This window comes from Cellvibrio sp. KY-YJ-3 (genome assembly GCF_008806955.1).
Taxonomy (GTDB): Bacteria; Pseudomonadota; Gammaproteobacteria; order Pseudomonadales; family Cellvibrionaceae; genus Cellvibrio.
The window spans coordinates 1407413-1426839 of sequence record NZ_CP031727.1 but is presented as its reverse complement, the minus strand read 5'-3'; the positions used below and the strand labels follow the sequence as shown (position 1 = coordinate 1426839).

Below are 19427 nucleotides of genomic sequence, written 5' to 3'. Positions count from 1 at the left end.
ATGTATACATATTTATTTTTTTATCTAAAAAAACCTCTTTATTAACAACCAGGTACCGGTGCACATGTATAATTGCGTTAAGGGTATGATGAAAATCGTGTTTACCAAGTGGGCATTGAAGGCGCGAGCCCCTTGATCGCGAAGTTTTATCGCCCCGAGCGCTGGACCAATGAACAGATTATTGAAGAGCATGAGTTCACCCAGGCGTTAAAGGACTTGGAGATTTCGGTAGTGCCGCCCATGGCCGACGATGAAGGTAATACCCTGCGCGAATTTCAGGGCTTTCGTTTTGCGCTCTACTTACGTCAAGGCGGCCACGCACCCAATCTGGATGACTTTGATGCGCTGCTCTCACTCGGCCGCACCCTCGGGCGCATCCACGCCTTGGGGCAGGCGCGCCCGTTTGTGCATCGCCCGGCGCTGAATATCCAAACCTTTGGGCGCGACAGTTACGACTTTTTACTGGCGAACGATTTTATCCCCGCCAGCCTGTGCGAGTCTTATCGCACCTTAGGCGCCGATTTATTAGCGCGCTGCGAAACGCTATTCGCACGCGTGGACTACACGCCCATCCGCCTGCATGGCGACTGTCACCCCGGCAATATTTTGTGGCGCGAAGAGGTGCCCCACTTCGTCGACTTTGACGATGCACGCATGGGCCCGGCGATTCAGGATTTGTGGATGCTGCTCTCCGGCGAGCGCGAACAACAGACTTTGCAACTGGCGGAAGTGCTGGAAGGCTACCGCGAGTTTTGCGATTTTGATTTGGCGGAACTGGCCTTGATCGAAGCCCTGCGCAGCCTGCGTATCATGCACTACAGTGCGTGGCTGGCGCGGCGCTGGACCGACCCGGCCTTTCCCCGTCACTTCCCCTGGTTTAACACCGAACGCTATTGGGGCGAGCATATTTTGGAGTTACGCGAGCAGCTGGCGGCGATGAACGAACCACCACTGGTCATTTATTAAACGTATCGAGCTGCTGGTGCTGGAATTATTCACCTACGCCCCCAATAATGGTTTTTTATTTCTCCGAATAAGGATCTGGCCATGAATGCCAACGTTACCACCGCCACCAGCGCCCTTGTCATCGACAGTTTGTGGGAATCGATTCGCGTGCAAACCCGCAAACAAGCCGAGGCCGAACCGGTACTCGCCAGCTTCCTTTATTCCACCATCCTCAATCACGACACCCTGGAAGCGGCACTCAGCTTCCACCTCGCCAATAAACTCGATAGCCCGGCGCTGCCCGCCATGTTAATTCGCGAAGTCATCGAGGAGGCCATGGCAAAAGACCAGAGCATTGTGGAGTCGGTGCGTGCGGATTTACTCGCGGTTAGCGAGCGCGACTCCGCCTGCTGCTCGCTGGTAACACCGCTGCTTTACTTCAAAGGCTTTCACGCACTGCAGGCTTATCGCATTGCGCATTGGCTGTGGAATCAGGGGCGCAATTCACTAGCGCTGTTCCTGCAGAACCGCATTTCGGCGGTGTTTGCGGTGGATATCCACCCCGCAGCGCGTATCGGCAAGGGCATTATGTTTGATCACGCCACCGGCATTGTGATTGGCGAGACAGCGGTGATCGAGGACATGGTGTCCATCATGCAGTCGGTCACCCTGGGCGGCACGGGTAAAGAAGCCGGCGATAGACACCCCAAAGTGCGCAAAGGCGTGTTAATTGGCGCCGGCGCCAAGATTTTGGGCAATATCACCGTGGGCGAATGCGCCAAAATTGGTGCAGGCAGTGTAGTGATTAAAGACGTACCTGCGCGCGCGACTGTGGCAGGCGTACCGGCGCAGGTGATCGGGGAGACACAGTGTTCACAACCTGCACGTGAAATGGATCACCTTATTCGCTGATAAAGGGGCACTCACAAGCGCACATTTAAGCAGCACAAGAGTGCACCAAAAAAGCCAACGCGCACCAATAAATATCAACCAATAGAAGCAATAGCAATAAAAGTAAGGATTTACAGGCTTTCCGGCTTTGGTCTGAATTTTGCTCAATTACTAGTCCAAGAGTCTAATTCAGGACCGGGGGAGCAAGTATGCAATACACGAAGCCTATGGTTGATTTGGTTTACGAGATTCGTCGCCGGGTTGACGCGGCCATGAAGCCCAGCGTCAAAATGGCCAACCCGGATGTGCTGAAAGAGTTAGCCGACTATCACCAGCACAGCAAAGACACTATCACTAAAGCCTTGATTAAAGAGCTGCTGTTTATGGCGGGGCCGGAATGGGCCAGCCTGTTGGAACCAGTGGTTAGTGAGAACACCAAAGAAATACCGCGCCAGGTGGTGAAGGTATATCGCGGCCAAACCGTACTGGAAGATGCAACCCAGGAAACACCCGGCGGTGACAACATAGTGCGCAGTGAAATTCTGGCTCCCAGCGTGCCCGTGGCTGAAAAGCCTGTGCGCATGTACCGCGGCCAGCCCATACTCTGAAACTGGACGATTGGCCAAATGGCGCCCACACTAAAACGGGTATGTACATCACCAGGCCATGGCTCATTCACAGCATTTTCAGATACTGACCTTTATGCGAATCAATACTTCCCTAGGCTGTTGGCTCTCCGCTTGCTTGATTCTGTTGGCAAGTTTTTTTGTCAGTGCCCCGCTCTCGGCTCAACCCAAAGCCACTATTGCCGTACTGCCCGATATCCATCGCGATTACACCCAATTTTTAGCCGGGCGCGATGTACAGGAAATTAGCTTTTATGGCGGCAACTACGCACGCCGCGATGTAATTGAATTAGTGTTGATGCAGCAAGCACTCGCACTGGGAGGTTTTGAGCAGCCCATAGAGTTTGCCGATGAGGAAAATTATTTTCGCAGTATTCGCAATGTGATCGATGGTAAAACGCTCAGCATTGGTGGAACGATTTGGTATCAGGATTTAATTGGCCAACAGGATCAATTGCACATTTCCGCGCCCATCGTAAAAGAGGGGCAATTTGTTGTGGGGCTTTATACCTCCCCCAACAATCAGCGCGCCCTTAATAGCAAAACCCTTGCGCAACTCACCCAACTCAAAGTCGCCACCAGCCGCCAGTGGAAACCCGATTTGGATACCCTGCAGCAATTGGGTTTCGACAAAATTATGTACACGCCTAACTGGATCAACATCGCACGGATGATCAACGCCGGGCGTGTGGATTTTACGCTCTCGCCGGTGGCGAATAATCCCGGCAAAGAAATTCAGGTGGATAACATCAAGCTCGTGCCCATCGAGGGAATAAAAATTGCCATCAGCGGTAGCCGCCACTGGCCAGTCAGCAAAAAACACCCTTTGGCTGCGGAGTTTTACCGCGCCTTGAGTCTGGGCGTGGCGCAGCTGCGACGCACGGGCACCATCGAGCGAGCCTATCGCGAGTGTGGATTTTTTCATCCGGAATTGGAAAGCTGGGTGTTATTAAATCCCCCCACTGAAGAATAGTTGACAGTAGTTGCCAAAAAAATAGGGCGACCCTGTTTAACGGGATCGCCCTATTTTTTTATCGCACTGGCAGAGATTATTATCTGCCAGCCGTCACTTTTATTTTTGCTGCTGTTTTAATAAATCGCGAATTTCGGTCAGCAATAACTCTTCATTGCTGGGTGGTGGGGGAGCAGCAGGAGCCTCCTCTTCCTTTTTCTTTAAGCGATTGATCACTTTAATAACCATAAAAATAACAAACGCAATAATGGTGAAATCAATCAGCGTTTGCAGGAATTTACCGTAGGCCACCAAAACCGGAGTTTGCCCCTCCAGCAACGCGGGTAAAGTAAATGCCAGGTCAGAAAAATTAACCCCACCAATTAAGTAACCAATTGGCGGCATAACCACATCACCCACCAATGACGACACAATTTTGCCGAAGGCGGTGCCGATAATCACACCCACGGCTAAATCCACCACATTACCTTTGATAGCAAAGGCTTTGAATTCTTTTACGATGCTCATGTTAAAACCCCTTTTTTGAATGGAATGAGTCAGCTACCGACAGACACACCAAAAGTTTTATAACCCATAAACCGCTTAAAACCAAGGTTATCGATTACAGATACTAGCAGCTATTCATCCTCACGCTGGGCGTAAACACTTGCTATACCCTCTTCATCAACTGTCACCTGTAACACCATTGGCTGGCAGCAGACCTGGCAATCTTCCACATAGGTTTGCTGCTCCAGCGAGCAGTCCACCAGCACACTGATCGGCTCGCCGCAGTAGGGGCAATCGAGAAAACACTCTTCTTGCAAACTCATCGCACACTCCGGTTATTAATAGGCGGATGGCAAATCTATGCCCAATTCATTCCAGATCTCATCAACCCGCGCTTTTACCTGTTCATCCATCACAATAGGTGTGCCCCATTCGCGCACAGTTTCACCGGGCCATTTGTTAGTGGCATCAAAACCAATTTTGGAACCCAAACCGGAAACCGGCGAGGCAAAATCGAGATAATCAATCGGTGTATTTTCAATCATCACTGTGTCGCGCGCCGGGTCCATGCGCGTGGTCATCGCCCAAATCACATCATTCCAATCGCGCGCATTAATATCATCGTCGGTGACAATCACAAATTTGGTGTACATAAATTGCCGCAGAAAACTCCACACCCCCATCATCACCCGCTTGGCGTGACCGGGATATTGTTTTTTCATTGTGACCACCGCCATGCGATAAGAACAGCCTTCGGGTGGCAAATAAAAATCCACAATTTCCGGAAATTGTTTTTGCAAAATCGGCACAAACACTTCGTTGAGTGCCACACCGAGAATAGCGGGTTCATCCGGCGGACGGCCAGTGTAAGTGCTGTGATAAATTGGATTGCGACGATGGGTAATACGCTCGACGGTAAATACCGGAAAATTATCCACTTCGTTGTAATAACCGGTGTGATCGCCAAATGGCCCCTCGGGCGCCAGATCATTGGGTGCAATATAGCCTTCCAAAATAAACTCGGCCGATGCCGGCACTTGTAAATCGTTGCCGATACATTTCACTACTTCAGTTTTATCGCCGCGCAACAATCCGGCAAAACCGTATTCAGACAAAGTATCCGGCACTGGTGTTACCGCTCCAAGAATAGTTGCGGGATCAGCACCGAGAGCAACTGCAACGGGATAATTTTTGCCGGGGTTTTGAATTTGAAATTCGCGAAAATCCAACGCACCGCCGCGATGGGAAAGCCAGCGCATAATCAGCCGGTTTTTACCGATTTTTTGCATGCGGTAAATACCCAGGTTCTGCCGCTCTTTGTGCGGCCCACGGGTAACAACAAGCGGCCAAGTCACCAAGGGCCCGGCATCACCCGGCCAACAAGTTTGAATTGGCAACAGATCCAAATTGACGGCATCGCCTTCCAGCACCACATCCTGACACTGGGCTTTGCCCAATACTTTGGGAGCCAGATTTAATACCTGTTTAAATAAAGGCAATTTATCCCAGGCATCTTTAAAACCTTTAGGTGGTTCCGGCTCTTTTAAAAAGGCGAGCAACTTGCCCACCTCGCGCAGCGCACTTACCGACTCCTGCCCCATGCCCAAAGCCACTCGCTCGGGGGTGCCAAATAAGTTGGCCAGCACCGGAATGGTATAACCTTTGGGATTTTCAAACAGCAACGCTGGGCCACCGGCGCGCAGCGTGCGGTCGCAAATTTCAGTCATTTCAAGGTTGGGGTCGATTTCTTGCTTGATGCGTTTTAATAAACCGCGCGCCTCCAGCAAATCGATAAAATCCCTTAGGTCTTTGTATTTCATATTCTTGACAACCCGAGTCGTAAAGCCAAAGTTAAAAAAATCGAAATTATAAAAACTGTTAAAAAATAAAAGTAAAAAAGAACACCGTAAAAAAAGAAAAACCCGTATCGAGTGCAGTAAATACGGGTTTGAATTTCCCGCATTACGCTGCGCTCCATACGGGCTACAAGCTACAATTTTAAATCCACACACAACCTCCCCCTATTCAAGGGGGAGGCTGGGAGGGATTACTTGCGTTTCATCGACATAAAGAATTCGTCGTTGGTTTTGAAATCTTTCAACTTATCGAGTAAAAATTCTGTTGCGGCAACGTCTTCCATATCGTTCAACAAACGACGCAGAATCCAGGCGCGCTGCAACTCATCTTCTTTCATCAATAAGTCTTCGCGGCGAGTGCCGGAGCGACGCACGTTAATTGCGGGATAAATACGCTTTTCCGCAATTTTGCGATCAAGGTGCAATTCCAGGTTGCCGGTACCTTTAAATTCTTCGTAAATCACTTCATCCATTTTGGAGCCGGTATCAACCAGTGCAGTGGCGATAATACTCAAACTGCCACCTTCCTCGATGTTACGCGCCGCACCAAAGAAACGCTTGGGGCGCTCCAGCGCATGCGCATCCACACCACCGGTCAATACTTTACCGGATGAAGGAATCACAGTGTTGTACGCGCGCGCCAAACGGGTGATAGAGTCGAGCAGAATCACTACGTCTTTTTTGTGTTCAACCAAACGCTTGGCTTTCTCGATCACCATGTCGGCCACTTGTACGTGACGTGCAGGTGGCTCATCGAAAGTAGAAGCAACCACTTCGCCGCGCACTGAGCGCTGCATTTCAGTTACTTCTTCCGGGCGTTCGTCGATCAGCAATACAATCAAATGACACTCGGGATTATTGCGCGTAATCGCCTGCGCAATATTTTGCATCATGATGGTTTTACCGGCTTTCGGTGGCGCCACGATCAAACCGCGCTGACCTTTACCAATGGGAGCAATCAAATCGATGATACGACCGGTGAGGTCTTCGGTAGAACCATTGCCCGCTTCAAGCGGCAGACGAATATTGGGGAACAGCGGCGTGAGGTTTTCAAACAGAATTTTATTGCGGGAGTTTTCTGGTTTGTCGAAGTTAATATCGTTAACTTTCAACAGGGCAAAATAGCGTTCACCTTCTTTGGGGGGGCGAATTTTGCCAGAGATGGTATCGCCAGTGCGCAGGTTAAAGCGGCGAATCTGACTGGGTGAAACATAAATATCGTCGGGACCTGCTAGATACGAACTGTCGGCTGAGCGTAAAAATCCGAATCCATCCACCAAAATTTCCAAAACCCCGTCCCCGTAAATATCCTCTCCGCCTTTGGCGTGGCGCTTGAGGATATTAAAAATAATGTCCTGTTTGCGCGAGCGGGCGATATTTTCCAATCCCATTTCATGGGCGATATCAATTAATTCTTCAATCGGTTTCTTTTTAAGGTCGGTTAGATTCATAGGAAAGACTTTATAGATGGATGTAGGTTTATTGCAGATGATCGCGAGAGCGATATTGTTTTTAGAAAATTAAACGTTTGTAGAAAACTAAACACAGTTATGCTGCGCGGTTTGCAAGGGAATCTGACGAGAATTCTGCGGACAGTTAGTTAACCAGCTTTGATTCCATGATGGACATAGGTAAGTCCATTCATTTGTTGTTAGCAGAAAACTGGTCGATTGGTTTATTCGCGTGTCAGATACCGGGGCAAGAACAACAGCAGGGAATTTAGAGTTTGTTCGTCTGTGTTTTTAGAATCGGGAAGGAGATTCGGAGAGGAACAAACATTGGATGTTCGGAGTATAGCGATAAAAATCTGTAAGTGCAAAAACAAATTGGGCCATCTTGCGATGGCCCGGAGCAATTAGATGGATGAATTAATAAAATCAACCAATTGCGGTTTGCTCAGTGCACCAACTTTGGTCGCGTGAGCCGCGCCGTTCTTGAAAATAATCAGCGTAGGAATACCGCGAATACCAAATTTAGCCGGGGTATCTTTGTTGGCATCTACGTCCATTTTGGCGATTTTGATTTTGCCTTCAAATTGCTCAGCCAAATCATCAAGAATAGGAGCGATCATTTTACAAGGGCCGCACCAGGCTGCCCAAAAGTCTACCAGCACAGGCAAATCTGCTGTTAATACATCCTGCTCGAAGCTGGCATCACTAACATGAACGATTGCATCACTACTCATAAATAACTCCAAACCTATAGGTTAGCTGGTGGTGGGCGTACCCAATTAGTGATCGCCATCATAAGGATTGACCCGAACACAGGCAAGGAGAAAAAACCAATCACCACTATAGGGGCGCCCTATGTGGGCGGCGATAAAAGTCCTGCAGCGTCAAATGCAGCATAGAGTGTATCCAGCGTGATGGGCTTGGATAAGTAGTAGTTCATGCCACAGGCGAATACTGCTTCGCGATGTTCCTGCAGGGCATGGGCAGTGAGGGCGATAATGGGAATGGGTGTTAATCCCTCGCGCCGCTCATAATCGCGAATGCTGCGAGTCGCTTCAAAGCCGTCCATTTCCGGCATTTCACAATCCATCAAAACCAGGTTAAACCGATTTTTTTGCTGCTGTGCAGCATCGCAAGCTTCAACACCATTTTCCGCGAATACAGGAACTATGCTGAGCTTGCCCAACAGCCCTTTAATCACCATGCGATTCACCGGATTATCCTCGGCAACCAATACCCGCAAATGGGAGAACTTGGCCAGATCCTGCTGTTTATTGCGCTCACTGGGTAATTCCGGGGCGGCTTCGTGACCTGACAGGGCGATCAGTTCGCGCTGTAAAAGCTTCATTGAAATGGGCTTGCGCACCACGGAGTGAACAGCCAGGCGACGCAATTGCAGTTGGTCGTGATACACATCGCCGGGGCTAAACATAAATAGCGGCAGTTCGCTAAATTCCGGTACATCTCGCAGTAATTGGGCAAATTCCAGGCCGCTGGCATCCGGCAGGGAATAATCGACACCCACAAAATCAAATGGCTCACCGGAGTGCATGGCATGTTTAAGTTGTGCCAATGCTGTTTTTGCCGAGCGTGCAGCCTCTACATTTACCCCCCAATCTTTGCAGCAGCGGGCGATAAACTCAGCGAGCATCACGCCGCCTTCGACTAACAAAAGTTTTTTATTACGCAGCAAATGCTCGCTTTTTTCAGGGGGTGCGCTCGTCAAATCGCAGACCGATTCCTGCGCCAACCTGACCGTGAACCAAAAGGTTGAGCCCCGGCCTTTTTCGCTCTCGACACCAATTTTGCCACCCATCAACTCCGCGAGGCTTTTACAAATCGCCAAACCTAACCCGGTGCCACCGTATTTGCGCGTGGTGGATGCATCGGCTTGATTGAAAGAGTCGAACAAATTGCCGGCGCTGGACATATCTATACCTATGCCACTGTCTTGCACCGCGAAGTGCAGCTCTACCCGATCATTATCCAACTGCTGCAAAACACTGACCTGCAGTGAAATAAAACCTTCACTGGTGAACTTAAAGGCGTTACCCAGCAGATTGATAATAATTTGACGCAAGCGCGTTGGGTCGCCGCGCAACCAACGCGGCACACCGGGCAATAGGCCGCCAAAGAGTTCTATTTGCCGTTTATTAGCCGTAGCCCCAAATAACTGGACGCAATTTTCGACCAGTTCGTCCAGTTCAAAGGTGGTCTCCTCCAACTCCATTTTGCCGGCTTCAATTTTGGAGTAATCAAGAATGTCATTAATGATGGTGAGCAAGGTTTCACCCGAGCGGTGAATAACATCGATGTAATGTTTTTGATTGTCATCCAGCGGCGTATCGCGCAGCATTTCCAGCATGCCAATTACACCGTTCATCGGCGTGCGAATTTCATGGCTCATAGTAGCGAGGAACTGGCTCTTGGCGCGACTGGCATCTTCCGCTGCATTTTTTTGGCGACGGGTTTCCAGCTTTTCTTCTTTCTCGGTTAACAGCGCGATTTCAATTGCATGGCGCTGCTCGATATCGTCAAGTAATGTCTCGCGCATGTGGTTGATCGCACTGACCACATTATCCAGTTCATCGGGCGCAGAATTTACTTTCAGGCGCTTGAGTTTTAGCGGTTTGGTGAGTGTTTCCAAATTGAGGTTGCGCGCATAGTTGGCAACCGCCTTCATATGGCGAGTGAGCAGGGTGTGCACTAACCAGACGATAAACAGCGCAATAACCAGGGTTTTGGTGCCCTGTACCAAAGCGATAAATACAGCGCGCTGCCACAACTTGTCATAAATACTATTGAGGCTGGCCGTAACCGTGAGCACTCCCAGCTGCTGCTGTGGGGTACTGGCATCTTCGTAGATAAGCGGATAACTGCGCACCAGAAACTGACTGCGTTTGGTTTCAAGGTCTTTGGGATCGTAAATATTATTGCTGGCAACCAGCGTCTGTTCAGCGTTGTTCCAATCGTGCCAAATAACCCGCACCTGCACTACATCATCCACCGCGAGTACACTGTGGATTTGGATATTCAGCTGCTCCTGGTCAAACCCCCACAAACTTTTGGTAATACTCGCGAGAGTGCTAATCCGCACCTGATCGATACGTTTTTCCAGCGCGGCGATATCGTCATTAAAATTGCTGTGCAGCTGCAGCAAAACGGCAACCAACGTGATAATAGAACTGCTGATAATAATGAGCCCTAACAGCCGTGCTGCTATGGGATTTTCGCGCATGTAGCGTCTTATGCTTGGCATTTCACTCATCGCACCAACACAAAAAAGAGTAATGCTTTGGAGTGTAGCACCTCAACGTAAACAACCGGCTATCTCTGGCTGCGAGATAAACCGGTTTATACAAAAAATACTGGCTTGTCAGTTGGCATAACCCGACTGCAAATGAATCAACACCCGCTCTGCCGCTTCGGCAAATACCGTGCGGGAATCCTCATCCCCCAGCTGCGCACCCAAGGCCTGTACGTAGTAGCGCAATCCCGATGGCCCGGTTCGCCCCCCAGCCAGCCAATGCGAGTAGACATCGGCCAACTGACTTTTGGCCTTAACACTACCGGCACTTTCCATATAGAGCGCATCCAACTGCTCAATAACCCGCCGCACAACAGGCAAGAGCTTGGGTTGGGGTGCAACTGTTTGTTCCGCTAAATTTGGCATCACTTACCTCCTTTCTACTGCTCTATGATTGAGTTAAGTTGATGGCAAACCAAGCGCAAAGACTATTTAGCAATAATACGATTTTTTGAAACAGCCATAGGCCACGAGCGAAGCACCACGCCGATTTATCCCGAGCGCAAAAAAAGCCTTGAGCTGTGCGTGAAAGCCGCTATTTTTAGTAACAGATGGTTTACAATGCGCCGCGCTTAATAACCTCTCGTGTCATTGATCAATGGCGATGCATTATTCCCCTTTTTTTCAATACCCGCCCCCGGCATCAAGACAGGGCAGACAAACTTTTCTACGATTAATTTTAAAAATCCAATGCGGAGTAAACTGGATGAGCATCTTGTGTAACGACAAAAAAACCGAGACTGGGCCCAGCGCACGTGCGCGCCTGTTCGGGTTGGTGGTCAGCTGTACACTGGGTTTGGGGAGCGGGTTGGCTGCGGCACAAACTGCCCCGGTGCAGGCACCGGCGATAGCACCTGCTGCCGCAAGCGATATAGCCGCCCCTGCGTTATTCGATGCCATTGCAACGCGCGCACAAAAGTTGGCCAAACGCGACTATGCACCCATCGAGGCCAATATTCCCGATGCGCTGGCCAACATGGATTACGATCAGTACCGCGCGATCCGCTTCCGTCCTGAAGCCGCCATCTGGCACAAGGAGTCGCTGTTTGAGTTGCAGCTGTTTCACCCCGGCTTTCTCTATCGCGAACCTATAGTCCTGCATATGGCCAATGACACGCCGGATTCGTTTGTGCAGTTCAAACAAGAGTTTTTCAGTTACGACGGCCCCGCCGCACCACTTGCCGGCGTGGCGCCAAACAATATCGGCTTTGCCGGATTCCGCATTCACTACCCGCTCAATAGCAATGATTACAAAGATGAGTTTGTGGTGTTCCAGGGTGCCTCCTACTTTCGCATGGTAGGCCCGGGCCTCGCCTATGGTTTATCAGCGCGCGGCCTGGCGATAGATACCGCCGAACCCAAAGGTGAAGAATTTCCGGTGTTCCGCGAGTTCTGGTTAATCAAACCCGCGCCCACGGACACCCGCGTGGTAATCTACGCCCTGCTCGACAGCCCATCCATCACTGGCGCCTATCGCTTTGAAATCATGCCGGGTGCGCCCACAGAAATGGCCGTTGAAGCGCGCCTGTTTGCGCGCAAAGACATCCAAAAATTAGGCGTTGCCCCGCTCACCAGCATGTATATGTGGGGTGAAAACCACACGCGCTTTGTGGATGACTTCCGCCCCGAAGTTCACGATTCCGACGGTCTGTTGATGGCAGCATCGAACGGTGAGTGGATCTGGCGCCCAATCAGCAACCATCGCCAATTGCGCGTTTCCTCCATGCTGGATGAGAACCCACGCGGGTTTGGCCTGTTGCAGCGCGACCGCGATTTTGATCACTACATGGATATGGAAGCGCGCTACGAGAAGCGTCCCAGCATGTGGATTATGCCCGAAGGGGACTGGGGTAAAGGTCGCGCCGAGTTAGTGGAGATCCCCAGCGACAGTGAAACTAACGATAACGTAGTTGCCTACTGGGTGCCTGCCAAAAAAATGAAAGCCGGTAGCAGCGCCACTTATAAATATCGCCTGCGCAGCTTTGACGATCATCTGCCGGAAAATGTTGGCGCCAAAGTAATCCGCACCCGTATCGGCTGGGGCGCCAACCCGGGTCAGGCCAATCCACCGCCCGTGAGCAAACGCAAATTTGTAATTGACTTCCGCGGCGGCGAATTGGAAAACCTCTCTACCGATTCACCGCTGGTGGCTGAGCTGCAGAAATCGTCCGGCACCATTAGCGAACTGAGTGTGCGCCAATTGCCCGATGGCCGTACCTGGCGCGCCTCATTCAAGCTGGAACCAGAGGGTAACAACGTCGCCGACATGCGTCTCTACCTGAAGTTGCGCGACCAGCGCCTGAGTGAAGTATGGAGTTATGTCTGGTACCCGGATGCCATTTAATATGACCGAAAACCTGCGCTCACCCGCCGACCTGTCACAAGTGCCTGCGGATGCCATTCGCATCCCAGGCAAATCGCTGCGCCGCTATATCTATGTGATCCTGAGCCTACTGACTGCTGTCAGCGGGGTTTACATCATGTTTGATATCCTCAGCGCCAACGAACTCAACACCCTGGAAACTATTATTCTGGTGCTGTTTGGGATCAGCTTTACCTGGCTCAGCCTTGCCTTCTGGAGCGGTGCGTTTGGATTTGTGCTGCAGATGCTGCGCATCGACCCGCTCAGCCTTAAATCCACCAGAAACCTCGCTGCCGATGACGCGCCCATTAACACCCGTACCGCCGTCGTCATGCCGGTGTACAACGAAGATACCCATCGCGTGATTGCCGGTTTTGAGGCGACGCTGCGCTCGCTGGAAAAAACGGGTGAGATAGCCAAGTTCGATTTTTTCCTGCTCAGCGACACCACCAACCTGAACATCGCCCAAGCCGAACGCGATGCCTGGCAACTGCTGCAGGAGCGTCTGGGCGATTTAGGCCAGCAGGTGTTTTATCGCCGCCGCGAAAAAAATATTGGCCGCAAAGTGGGCAACCTCGCCGAGTTCTGCCAGCGCTGGGGCGCCAACTACGAGCAGATGATTGTGCTCGATGCCGACAGTATTATGGCCGGTGACTGCCTGCTGAAAATGGTGCGCGCCATGCAGGCCAACCCGCGCTGCGGCTTGATTCAAACCATTCCTATCCCTGTGCGCCAAACCACCTTTTTTGGTCGTTTCGTGCAGTTTGCCGCCGTGCTCTACAGCCCCATGCTCGCCACCGGCCTCGCCTTCTGGCAGACCGATGCCGCCAACTATTGGGGCCACAACGCCATCATCCGCATGCGCGCCTTTATCGATCACTGCGGTCTCCCGACGCTGGCAGGTAAAGCCCCCTTTGGTGGCGATATTCTCAGTCACGACTTTGTCGAGGCTGCCATGCTGCGCCGCGCGGGCTGGGATGTGTTCCTGCTGGCGGACCTGGAGGGCAGCTACGAGGAAGTGCCGTGCAATATTATCGACTACGCCAAACGCGACCGCCGCTGGGTACAGGGCAACATCCAGCATCTGGGCATTATCGACACCAAAGACCTGCACCCCATTAGCCGCCTGCACTTTTTATTGGGCGCCGTGGCCTACATCACGTCACTGATCTGGATGTTGATGCTGGTGCTAAGTACCGCCGATGCTGTAGTACGCGCCATTAACGCCAATGTCTACTTTACCGATATTCACCAGCTTTACCCCAACTGGCCAATCGCCAAAACCGAGCTAATTATTGCGCTGATTTTGCTCACTACCCTGCTGTTGATGGGACCAAAGTTGCTCGGGGTCATAGTTACCCTCACCCACCGCCGCAAACAATTTGGCGGGGCGCGGGCGATCATTAAAGGCACCATTATCGAGACAATTTTTGCGGTATTAATCGCACCGATTATGATGATCTATCACGCCTATTTTGTGATTTCAGTGCTGCTCGGTTTTAAAGTGAACTGGGATTCACAGGAGCGCGAAGGCCGCCTGCTCCCGTGGGGGGAATGTATCGCACGCACCTCCAAAATGACCTTCGCCGCCTTGCTCTGGGGTTGCGTGACTTACATCTATGCGCCTATTTTTTTCTGGTGGCTGTTACCAGTGCTCACGGGGCTGGTCCTCTCGGCGCCGCTGGTGCGCTATTCCAGCAGCCTGGATTGGGGGCGCGGCGCGCGCGCGCATAAAATTTTCGTAACCCCGAACGAAACCAGCGAAGACCCGGTGTTAACCCACATGAACCAGCTGCTTGCGCAGGAACAACCAGCCCTGCCAAGCCCGGCACCAATTCCACCCGTTCCGGCCGATAACTGGACGCCCATGCCCCACCGGGAGATGGACGACTACCGCCCGATTACGCGTTAATCATAATCGCTCACCAACCCTGCTACGGCAGGGTTTTTTATTCTTGCGCCCACCCTATACTGCTGATCGGATTGCCAGAGGAAAAAATTGCCACCATGAAACCCCTGCTCAGCTTAATACTGGTGCTTGTCTCCATCGCCTACCCGCTGCTGGTTTATCTGGGCATACAACACATCAGCCCCGCGTTATTTGCACTGGTACTGGCGGTGCTGGCACTGGCCAAATTCAGCGCCGCACGCCGTCAGGGGCAGGCGCAAACCCATGCTGAACTAGGCTTGCTGTTGGTGGCACTCGCCTACAGCCTGGCGCTATTAATCGCCAACAGCGAACTGCTGCTAAAACTCTACCCGGTATTAATCAGCCTCTGTATGGCACTGTTTTTTGCGCTCAGTTTGCGCGCCCCGGAAAGCCTGATTGAGCGCCTCGCACGCCTTGCCGGTGAAACCATTACCCCCCGCGCCAAAGCCTATACCCGGGTATTAACCGCGATATGGGCAGTGCTATTGGTGGGCAATGCTCTGGTTGCACTTTACCTCGCCTTTTTTGCCAGCCTGAAAAGCTGGGCGCTCTACAGCGGCCTGCTCTCCTATGTTTTTTTCGCGGTATTTTTTGCGCTGGAATACAGCTATCGCCGCTACTACATCCACAAATACCGCGATCAGGCGGCGGGCAACACCGAGTTATAACAATTGGGTTAGCTCCGGTGCTGGAGTATCATGGCGCCCATAATTACACCGCAAGACAACTCAATCGATAATAACCCATGAGCAATCCAAGCCCCCTTGCCCAGCTGCGCACCGCCTTTGCAACAACGCACTGGCCGCAGTTTGACGGCATCAGCCGCACGGAAAACCAGTGTGTTATAGATATAACGATTAACCGCGCTATGCTCTGGCTGGAAGGCCACTTTCCCCAGCAGCCAGTAGTGGCAGGAGTCGTACAAACCCACTGGGCCGGCGAATTGGCCCAATACCTATTTCCGTTGGGCGACAATTTTATCCGCATCGACAATTTGAAATTCCAGCAGGTAATACTGCCCGGGCAGAGTTTGCAATTAAGTCTCGACTACAGTGTTGCAGCAGACAGCAGCGCGGTGAAATTTCGCTATCATCAGGGCGACAGCATTTTTTCCGAAGGCAAACTGGTGTTTCACACCCAGGCCTCCCCAGCGCAGTAAACCACTATGAGTTATTGTTTATTAATTCCGCACTACAACCACGAGCGCCAATTTATCGCGTTTTTGCCGCAGTTGGTTGCCAGTGGTTTGCCGCTGGTGATTGTCGATGACGGCAGCAGCGCTGAAAGCTGCGCGCAGGTAGCTGCCGCCAGCGCAACATATTCCAACGTGCATTTTTATGCGCTACGCCGCAACCGCGGCAAAGGTGGGGCGGTAAAAGCGGGGTTGGTATTTGCGCGCAGCTTGGGTTTCTCTCACGCCCTGCAAATTGATGCCGATGGCCAACACAATGTCGCCGACATTGAAAAATTTGTGCAGCTTTCGCAGCAGCACCCCGAGGCGATTATTTGTGGTAAACCGGTATTTGATGCATCGGCGCCCAAGGCGCGGGTGTACGGGCGCAAGGTCACGGATTTTTGGGTCGCACTGGAAACCCTATCGCTAAAAATTAAAGATGGATTGTGCGGTTTTCGTGTTTATCCCTTAGCGCAAATTGAACAGGTGCTCGACCATTATTTTGTTGGCAACCGCATGGATTTTGATACCGAACTGCTGGTGAAAGCCGTGTGGTTAAATACCCGCTTAATTTTTATCAACACCCAGGTTATCTACCCGGCGCAGAGTGTGTCGCACTTTAATTACCTGCGCGACAATTTACTGCTGATTAAATTGCACAGCCGTTTAATGCTCGGCATGTTAGTACGCCTGCCATTGCTGTTATGGCAGCGACTGCGGGGCAATTAATGACAAACACGACGGCCGAAAAACAGGCGCACTGGTCCACACTGCAAGAGTCGGGCACCATTCGCGGCATTTTATTGTTGCTCTGGTTGCAGCGAGTATTTGGCCGCCGGTTTTTTAATATTCTGCTCTACCCCATCATGGCTTATTTTTTTCTGCTCAATCGCCGTGCGCGCGCAGCATCACTCGAATTTTTACGCACCCACGCACAGCAATACCCCGCCTACTGGCAAGGTAAAATTCCGGGTTATAGCGATGTATTTCGCCATATGTACGCATTTGGCCAATGTATTCTGGATAAACTCCTGGCTTGGAGCACACCGATTAATGAACAGGATTTTGAAATCGCCAACGAGCCATTACTCGCACAATTTATGGCCAAAACCAAGGGCCAATTAATTATCGGCTCCCACCTGGGCAATCTGGAATACTGCCGCGGCTTTGTGCAGCGCTATAAAGCGCGCACGATTAATGCCTTGGTTTACGACCAGCACTCGGCCAATTTTGTGATGGCGATGCAAAAAATTAATCCGCAATCGCGCATTCATATTTATCAAGTGAATGAATTGGATATTCCACTTATCCTGCAACTCAAAGCCAAAATTGATAATGGCGAATGGTTATTTATCGCCGGCGACCGCATTCCCTTAAGCGGCGAAGCGCGCACGGTGACGGTGGATTTTTTAGGTCGCCCGGCGCAATTGCCCATTGGCCCCTACATGCTCGCCAAAGTATTGCAATGTGAAGTGCAATTAATGTTTTCCTACCGCCAGGCGCACAAGATTTATTTTGAATTGGTGCCTTTTGCCGAACAGGTAACCCTGCCGCGCAAAGACGGCGGCGCACAATTACACGCCTACGCGCAACAATACGCCAGCGCACTGGAGCAGCAGGCGGCGCGTGCACCGCTGCAGTGGTTTAATTTTTATCCCTACTGGGCCAGCAGCCAATCGGCAACAGAGTCGGTAGCAAAAGCAGAGGCAGCCGCGCATGATTGATGGTCGCATTTACGAGTTAATTCCCCATCGCGAACCCATGCTGTTAATTCATCGTGTGATTGAATTGGGGCAGAATTTTTCCTGCGCGGAAATTACCATCAGCGAACGTTCGTCATTTTTTATTGCAGGCAAAGGTGTACCCAGCTGGATTGGTGTGGAATACATGGGGCAGACCGCCGCATTGATTGCCGGTTATCAATTGCAGCAGGGCACAGTGGCGCCGCATTTAGGTTTGTTATTGGGCACGCGCAAATACGAAGCGTTTGTACCTTATTTTCGCGCCGGTGATCTATTGCAAGTACGCTGCAGCGAAGTCGCGGTGGTGGGCGATAGCCTCGCCAATTTCCAGTGCGAGATTATCAACCTGCGCGATCACAGCCGCTGCGCGTCCGCCAAATTATCGGTATTTCGCAAGCCGCTCACCGACCAGGAACAGCAGGAAATTCCATCAACAACAGGAGCAAGTGCGTGACAAAACGTGTCGCAATTACCGGCGCCGGTGCTATTTCCGCACTGGGTCACGAGTGGAAAACTATCCGCGCCAATATTTTGCAATTAAAAAATCGCGTGCGTTACATGCACGAGTGGGATCAATACCCGGAATTGCAAACCCGCCTTGCATCGCCCGTGGATGATTTTATTTTGCCCGCCCATTACACCCAGAAAAAAAAGCGCGGCATGGGCCGAGTGGCGCAAATGGCGGTGGCCGCAACCGAACAGGCATTAATTCACGCAGGCTTATTTAAAGATCCGCTTATCAGCAGTGACGCGACCGGCGTAGCTTACGGCTCTGCCACTGGCAGTAGCGACGCAGCGATGGAATTTTTTGGCCTGCTTGAACACAAATCCATGGCCAAATTAAATGGCACCACGTATTTGCGCATGATGAGCCACTCGGCGGCAGTCAACATCAGCGTGCTGTTTGGCACCTGCGGGCGCATGTACACCACCAGCAGCGCCTGTACCGCAGGCAGCCAAGGCATTGGTTTTGCCTATGAAGCGATTCGCAGCGGCCAGCAGACCATTATGATCGCCGGCGGCGCCGAAGAACTCTGCCCCACCCAAGCCGCGGTGTTTGATACGGTTTATTCCGCGAGTTTAAAAAATGCCACGCCGGAATTATCGCCGCGCGCGTTTGACCCGCAGCGCGATGGCTTGGTGTTAGGTGAAGGCGCCTGCACCTTAATTTTGGAAGACTGGGACCACGCCGTTGCGCGCGGTGCAAATATCCTGGCGGAAATTGTCGGTTTTGCCACCAATTGCGACGGCAATCATTTAGTGCGCCCCAATCAGGCAACCATGGCAAAAGTCATGCAAAAAAGTTTGCAGGACGCACAGTTAAATGCCGAACAAATCCACTACATTTCCGGCCACGGCACTGCCACAGTACACGGCGATATCGCCGAATCACTCGCCACCCAACAAGTCATGGGCAGCCAGATTCCCTTTAGCAGTTTAAAAAGTTATATCGGCCACAGCCTCGGCGCCTGCGGCTCATTAGAGGCCTGGCTCGGCATAGAAATGATGAATGAAAACTGGTTCTCGCCCAATTTAAATTTGGATGATGTGGATGAAAACTGCGGCCAGCTGGATTACATCAGAAATGAAGTGCGCGAATTACAAGCGCAGTATTTTATGAGTAATAACTTCGCCTTCGGTGGCGTTAATACCTCGCTGATTTTTAAGCGGGTATAAAAAATCC

General features: G+C 51.4%; 18 protein-coding genes and 1 pseudogene. 12 read left to right on the top strand and 7 right to left on the bottom strand.

Annotated elements, in window-relative coordinates:
• Positions 1-90 precede the first annotated feature (90 nt).
• The 4 genes and pseudogenes from D0B88_RS06005 to D0B88_RS05990 all read left to right on the top strand — a co-directional run.
• A pseudogene (locus D0B88_RS06005) lies at positions 91-966 on the top strand (serine/threonine protein kinase); the annotation flags it as partial.
• A 120-nt stretch (positions 967-1086) separates the two neighbouring features.
• Positions 1087-1857: a serine O-acetyltransferase gene (gene cysE, locus D0B88_RS06000; protein WP_369728130.1), complete on the top strand. Its 771-nt coding sequence runs from the start codon at positions 1087-1089 to the stop codon at positions 1855-1857.
• A gap of 188 nt (positions 1858-2045) precedes the next feature.
• Positions 2046-2444, top strand: a complete 399-nt coding sequence (locus D0B88_RS05995) for a hypothetical protein (RefSeq protein WP_007638206.1) — start codon at positions 2046-2048, stop codon at positions 2442-2444.
• A 94-nt stretch (positions 2445-2538) separates the two neighbouring features.
• A complete protein-coding gene (locus D0B88_RS05990) occupies positions 2539-3435 on the top strand; it encodes a hypothetical protein (protein WP_151055850.1) in 897 nt (298 codons plus the stop codon).
• 99 nt (positions 3436-3534) lie between these two features.
• Here D0B88_RS05990 and mscL read toward each other — a convergent pair whose 3' ends face one another.
• The 7 genes from mscL to D0B88_RS05955 form a co-directional block, all read right to left on the bottom strand.
• Positions 3535-3942, bottom strand: coding sequence for a large-conductance mechanosensitive channel protein MscL (mscL, locus tag D0B88_RS05985; protein ID WP_007638209.1), 408 nt, complete (start codon positions 3940-3942; stop codon positions 3535-3537).
• A gap of 110 nt (positions 3943-4052) precedes the next feature.
• Positions 4053-4244, bottom strand: a complete 192-nt coding sequence (locus D0B88_RS05980) for a CPXCG motif-containing cysteine-rich protein (protein WP_007638210.1) — start codon at positions 4242-4244, stop codon at positions 4053-4055.
• Between the two features lie 15 nt (positions 4245-4259).
• A complete protein-coding gene (ubiD, locus tag D0B88_RS05975; RefSeq protein ID WP_151055848.1) occupies positions 4260-5741 on the bottom strand; it encodes a 4-hydroxy-3-polyprenylbenzoate decarboxylase in 1482 nt (493 codons plus the stop codon).
• Positions 5742-5968: 227 nt separating this feature from the next.
• Positions 5969-7228 (bottom strand): transcription termination factor Rho, encoded by a 1260-nt coding sequence (rho, locus tag D0B88_RS05970; protein WP_007638212.1) that lies wholly within the window; start codon positions 7226-7228, stop codon positions 5969-5971.
• Positions 7229-7632: 404 nt separating this feature from the next.
• Positions 7633-7962: a thioredoxin TrxA gene (gene trxA / locus D0B88_RS05965; protein WP_040390936.1), complete on the bottom strand. Its 330-nt coding sequence runs from the start codon at positions 7960-7962 to the stop codon at positions 7633-7635.
• A gap of 119 nt (positions 7963-8081) precedes the next feature.
• Positions 8082-10487, bottom strand: a complete 2406-nt coding sequence (locus tag D0B88_RS05960; RefSeq protein ID WP_040390938.1) for a response regulator — start codon at positions 10485-10487, stop codon at positions 8082-8084.
• A gap of 117 nt (positions 10488-10604) precedes the next feature.
• Complete coding sequence (locus D0B88_RS05955) at positions 10605-10901, bottom strand: hypothetical protein (RefSeq protein WP_007638217.1); 297 nt, start codon at positions 10899-10901, stop codon at positions 10605-10607.
• A 340-nt stretch (positions 10902-11241) separates the two neighbouring features.
• Between D0B88_RS05955 and D0B88_RS05950 the strand changes: the two genes are divergently transcribed.
• The 8 genes from D0B88_RS05950 (at position 11242) to D0B88_RS05915 (ending at position 19420) form a co-directional block, all read left to right on the top strand.
• Entirely contained in the window at positions 11242-12879 is a 1638-nt protein-coding gene (locus tag D0B88_RS05950) for a glucan biosynthesis protein (protein WP_007638219.1), read from the top strand.
• Positions 12854-14809 (top strand): glucans biosynthesis glucosyltransferase MdoH, encoded by a 1956-nt coding sequence (gene mdoH, locus D0B88_RS05945; RefSeq protein WP_225318556.1) that lies wholly within the window; start codon positions 12854-12856, stop codon positions 14807-14809. The genes D0B88_RS05950 and mdoH overlap by 26 nt, the downstream gene beginning before the upstream one ends.
• Before the next feature lie 95 nt (positions 14810-14904).
• Complete coding sequence (locus D0B88_RS05940) at positions 14905-15495, top strand: hypothetical protein (RefSeq protein WP_151055846.1); 591 nt, start codon at positions 14905-14907, stop codon at positions 15493-15495.
• 77 nt (positions 15496-15572) lie between these two features.
• Positions 15573-15986, top strand: a complete 414-nt coding sequence (locus D0B88_RS05935) for a hypothetical protein (RefSeq protein ID WP_151055844.1) — start codon at positions 15573-15575, stop codon at positions 15984-15986.
• A gap of 6 nt (positions 15987-15992) precedes the next feature.
• Entirely contained in the window at positions 15993-16730 is a 738-nt protein-coding gene (locus D0B88_RS05930; protein WP_007638223.1) for a glycosyltransferase family 2 protein, read from the top strand.
• Positions 16730-17725: a hypothetical protein gene (locus D0B88_RS05925; RefSeq protein WP_191966532.1), complete on the top strand. Its 996-nt coding sequence runs from the start codon at positions 16730-16732 to the stop codon at positions 17723-17725. Before D0B88_RS05930 ends, D0B88_RS05925 begins: the two co-directional genes overlap by 1 nt.
• On the top strand, positions 17718-18197 hold the full coding sequence (locus D0B88_RS05920; RefSeq protein ID WP_007638225.1) for a hypothetical protein: 480 nt from the start codon (positions 17718-17720) through the stop codon (positions 18195-18197). The genes D0B88_RS05925 and D0B88_RS05920 overlap by 8 nt, the downstream gene beginning before the upstream one ends.
• Positions 18194-19420 carry a beta-ketoacyl-ACP synthase gene (locus tag D0B88_RS05915; protein ID WP_151055840.1) on the top strand — a complete coding sequence of 409 codons (1227 nt, stop codon included), beginning with the start codon at positions 18194-18196 and terminating at the stop codon, positions 19418-19420. The genes D0B88_RS05920 and D0B88_RS05915 overlap by 4 nt, the downstream gene beginning before the upstream one ends.
• The last annotated feature ends 7 nt before the right edge of the window (positions 19421-19427 follow it).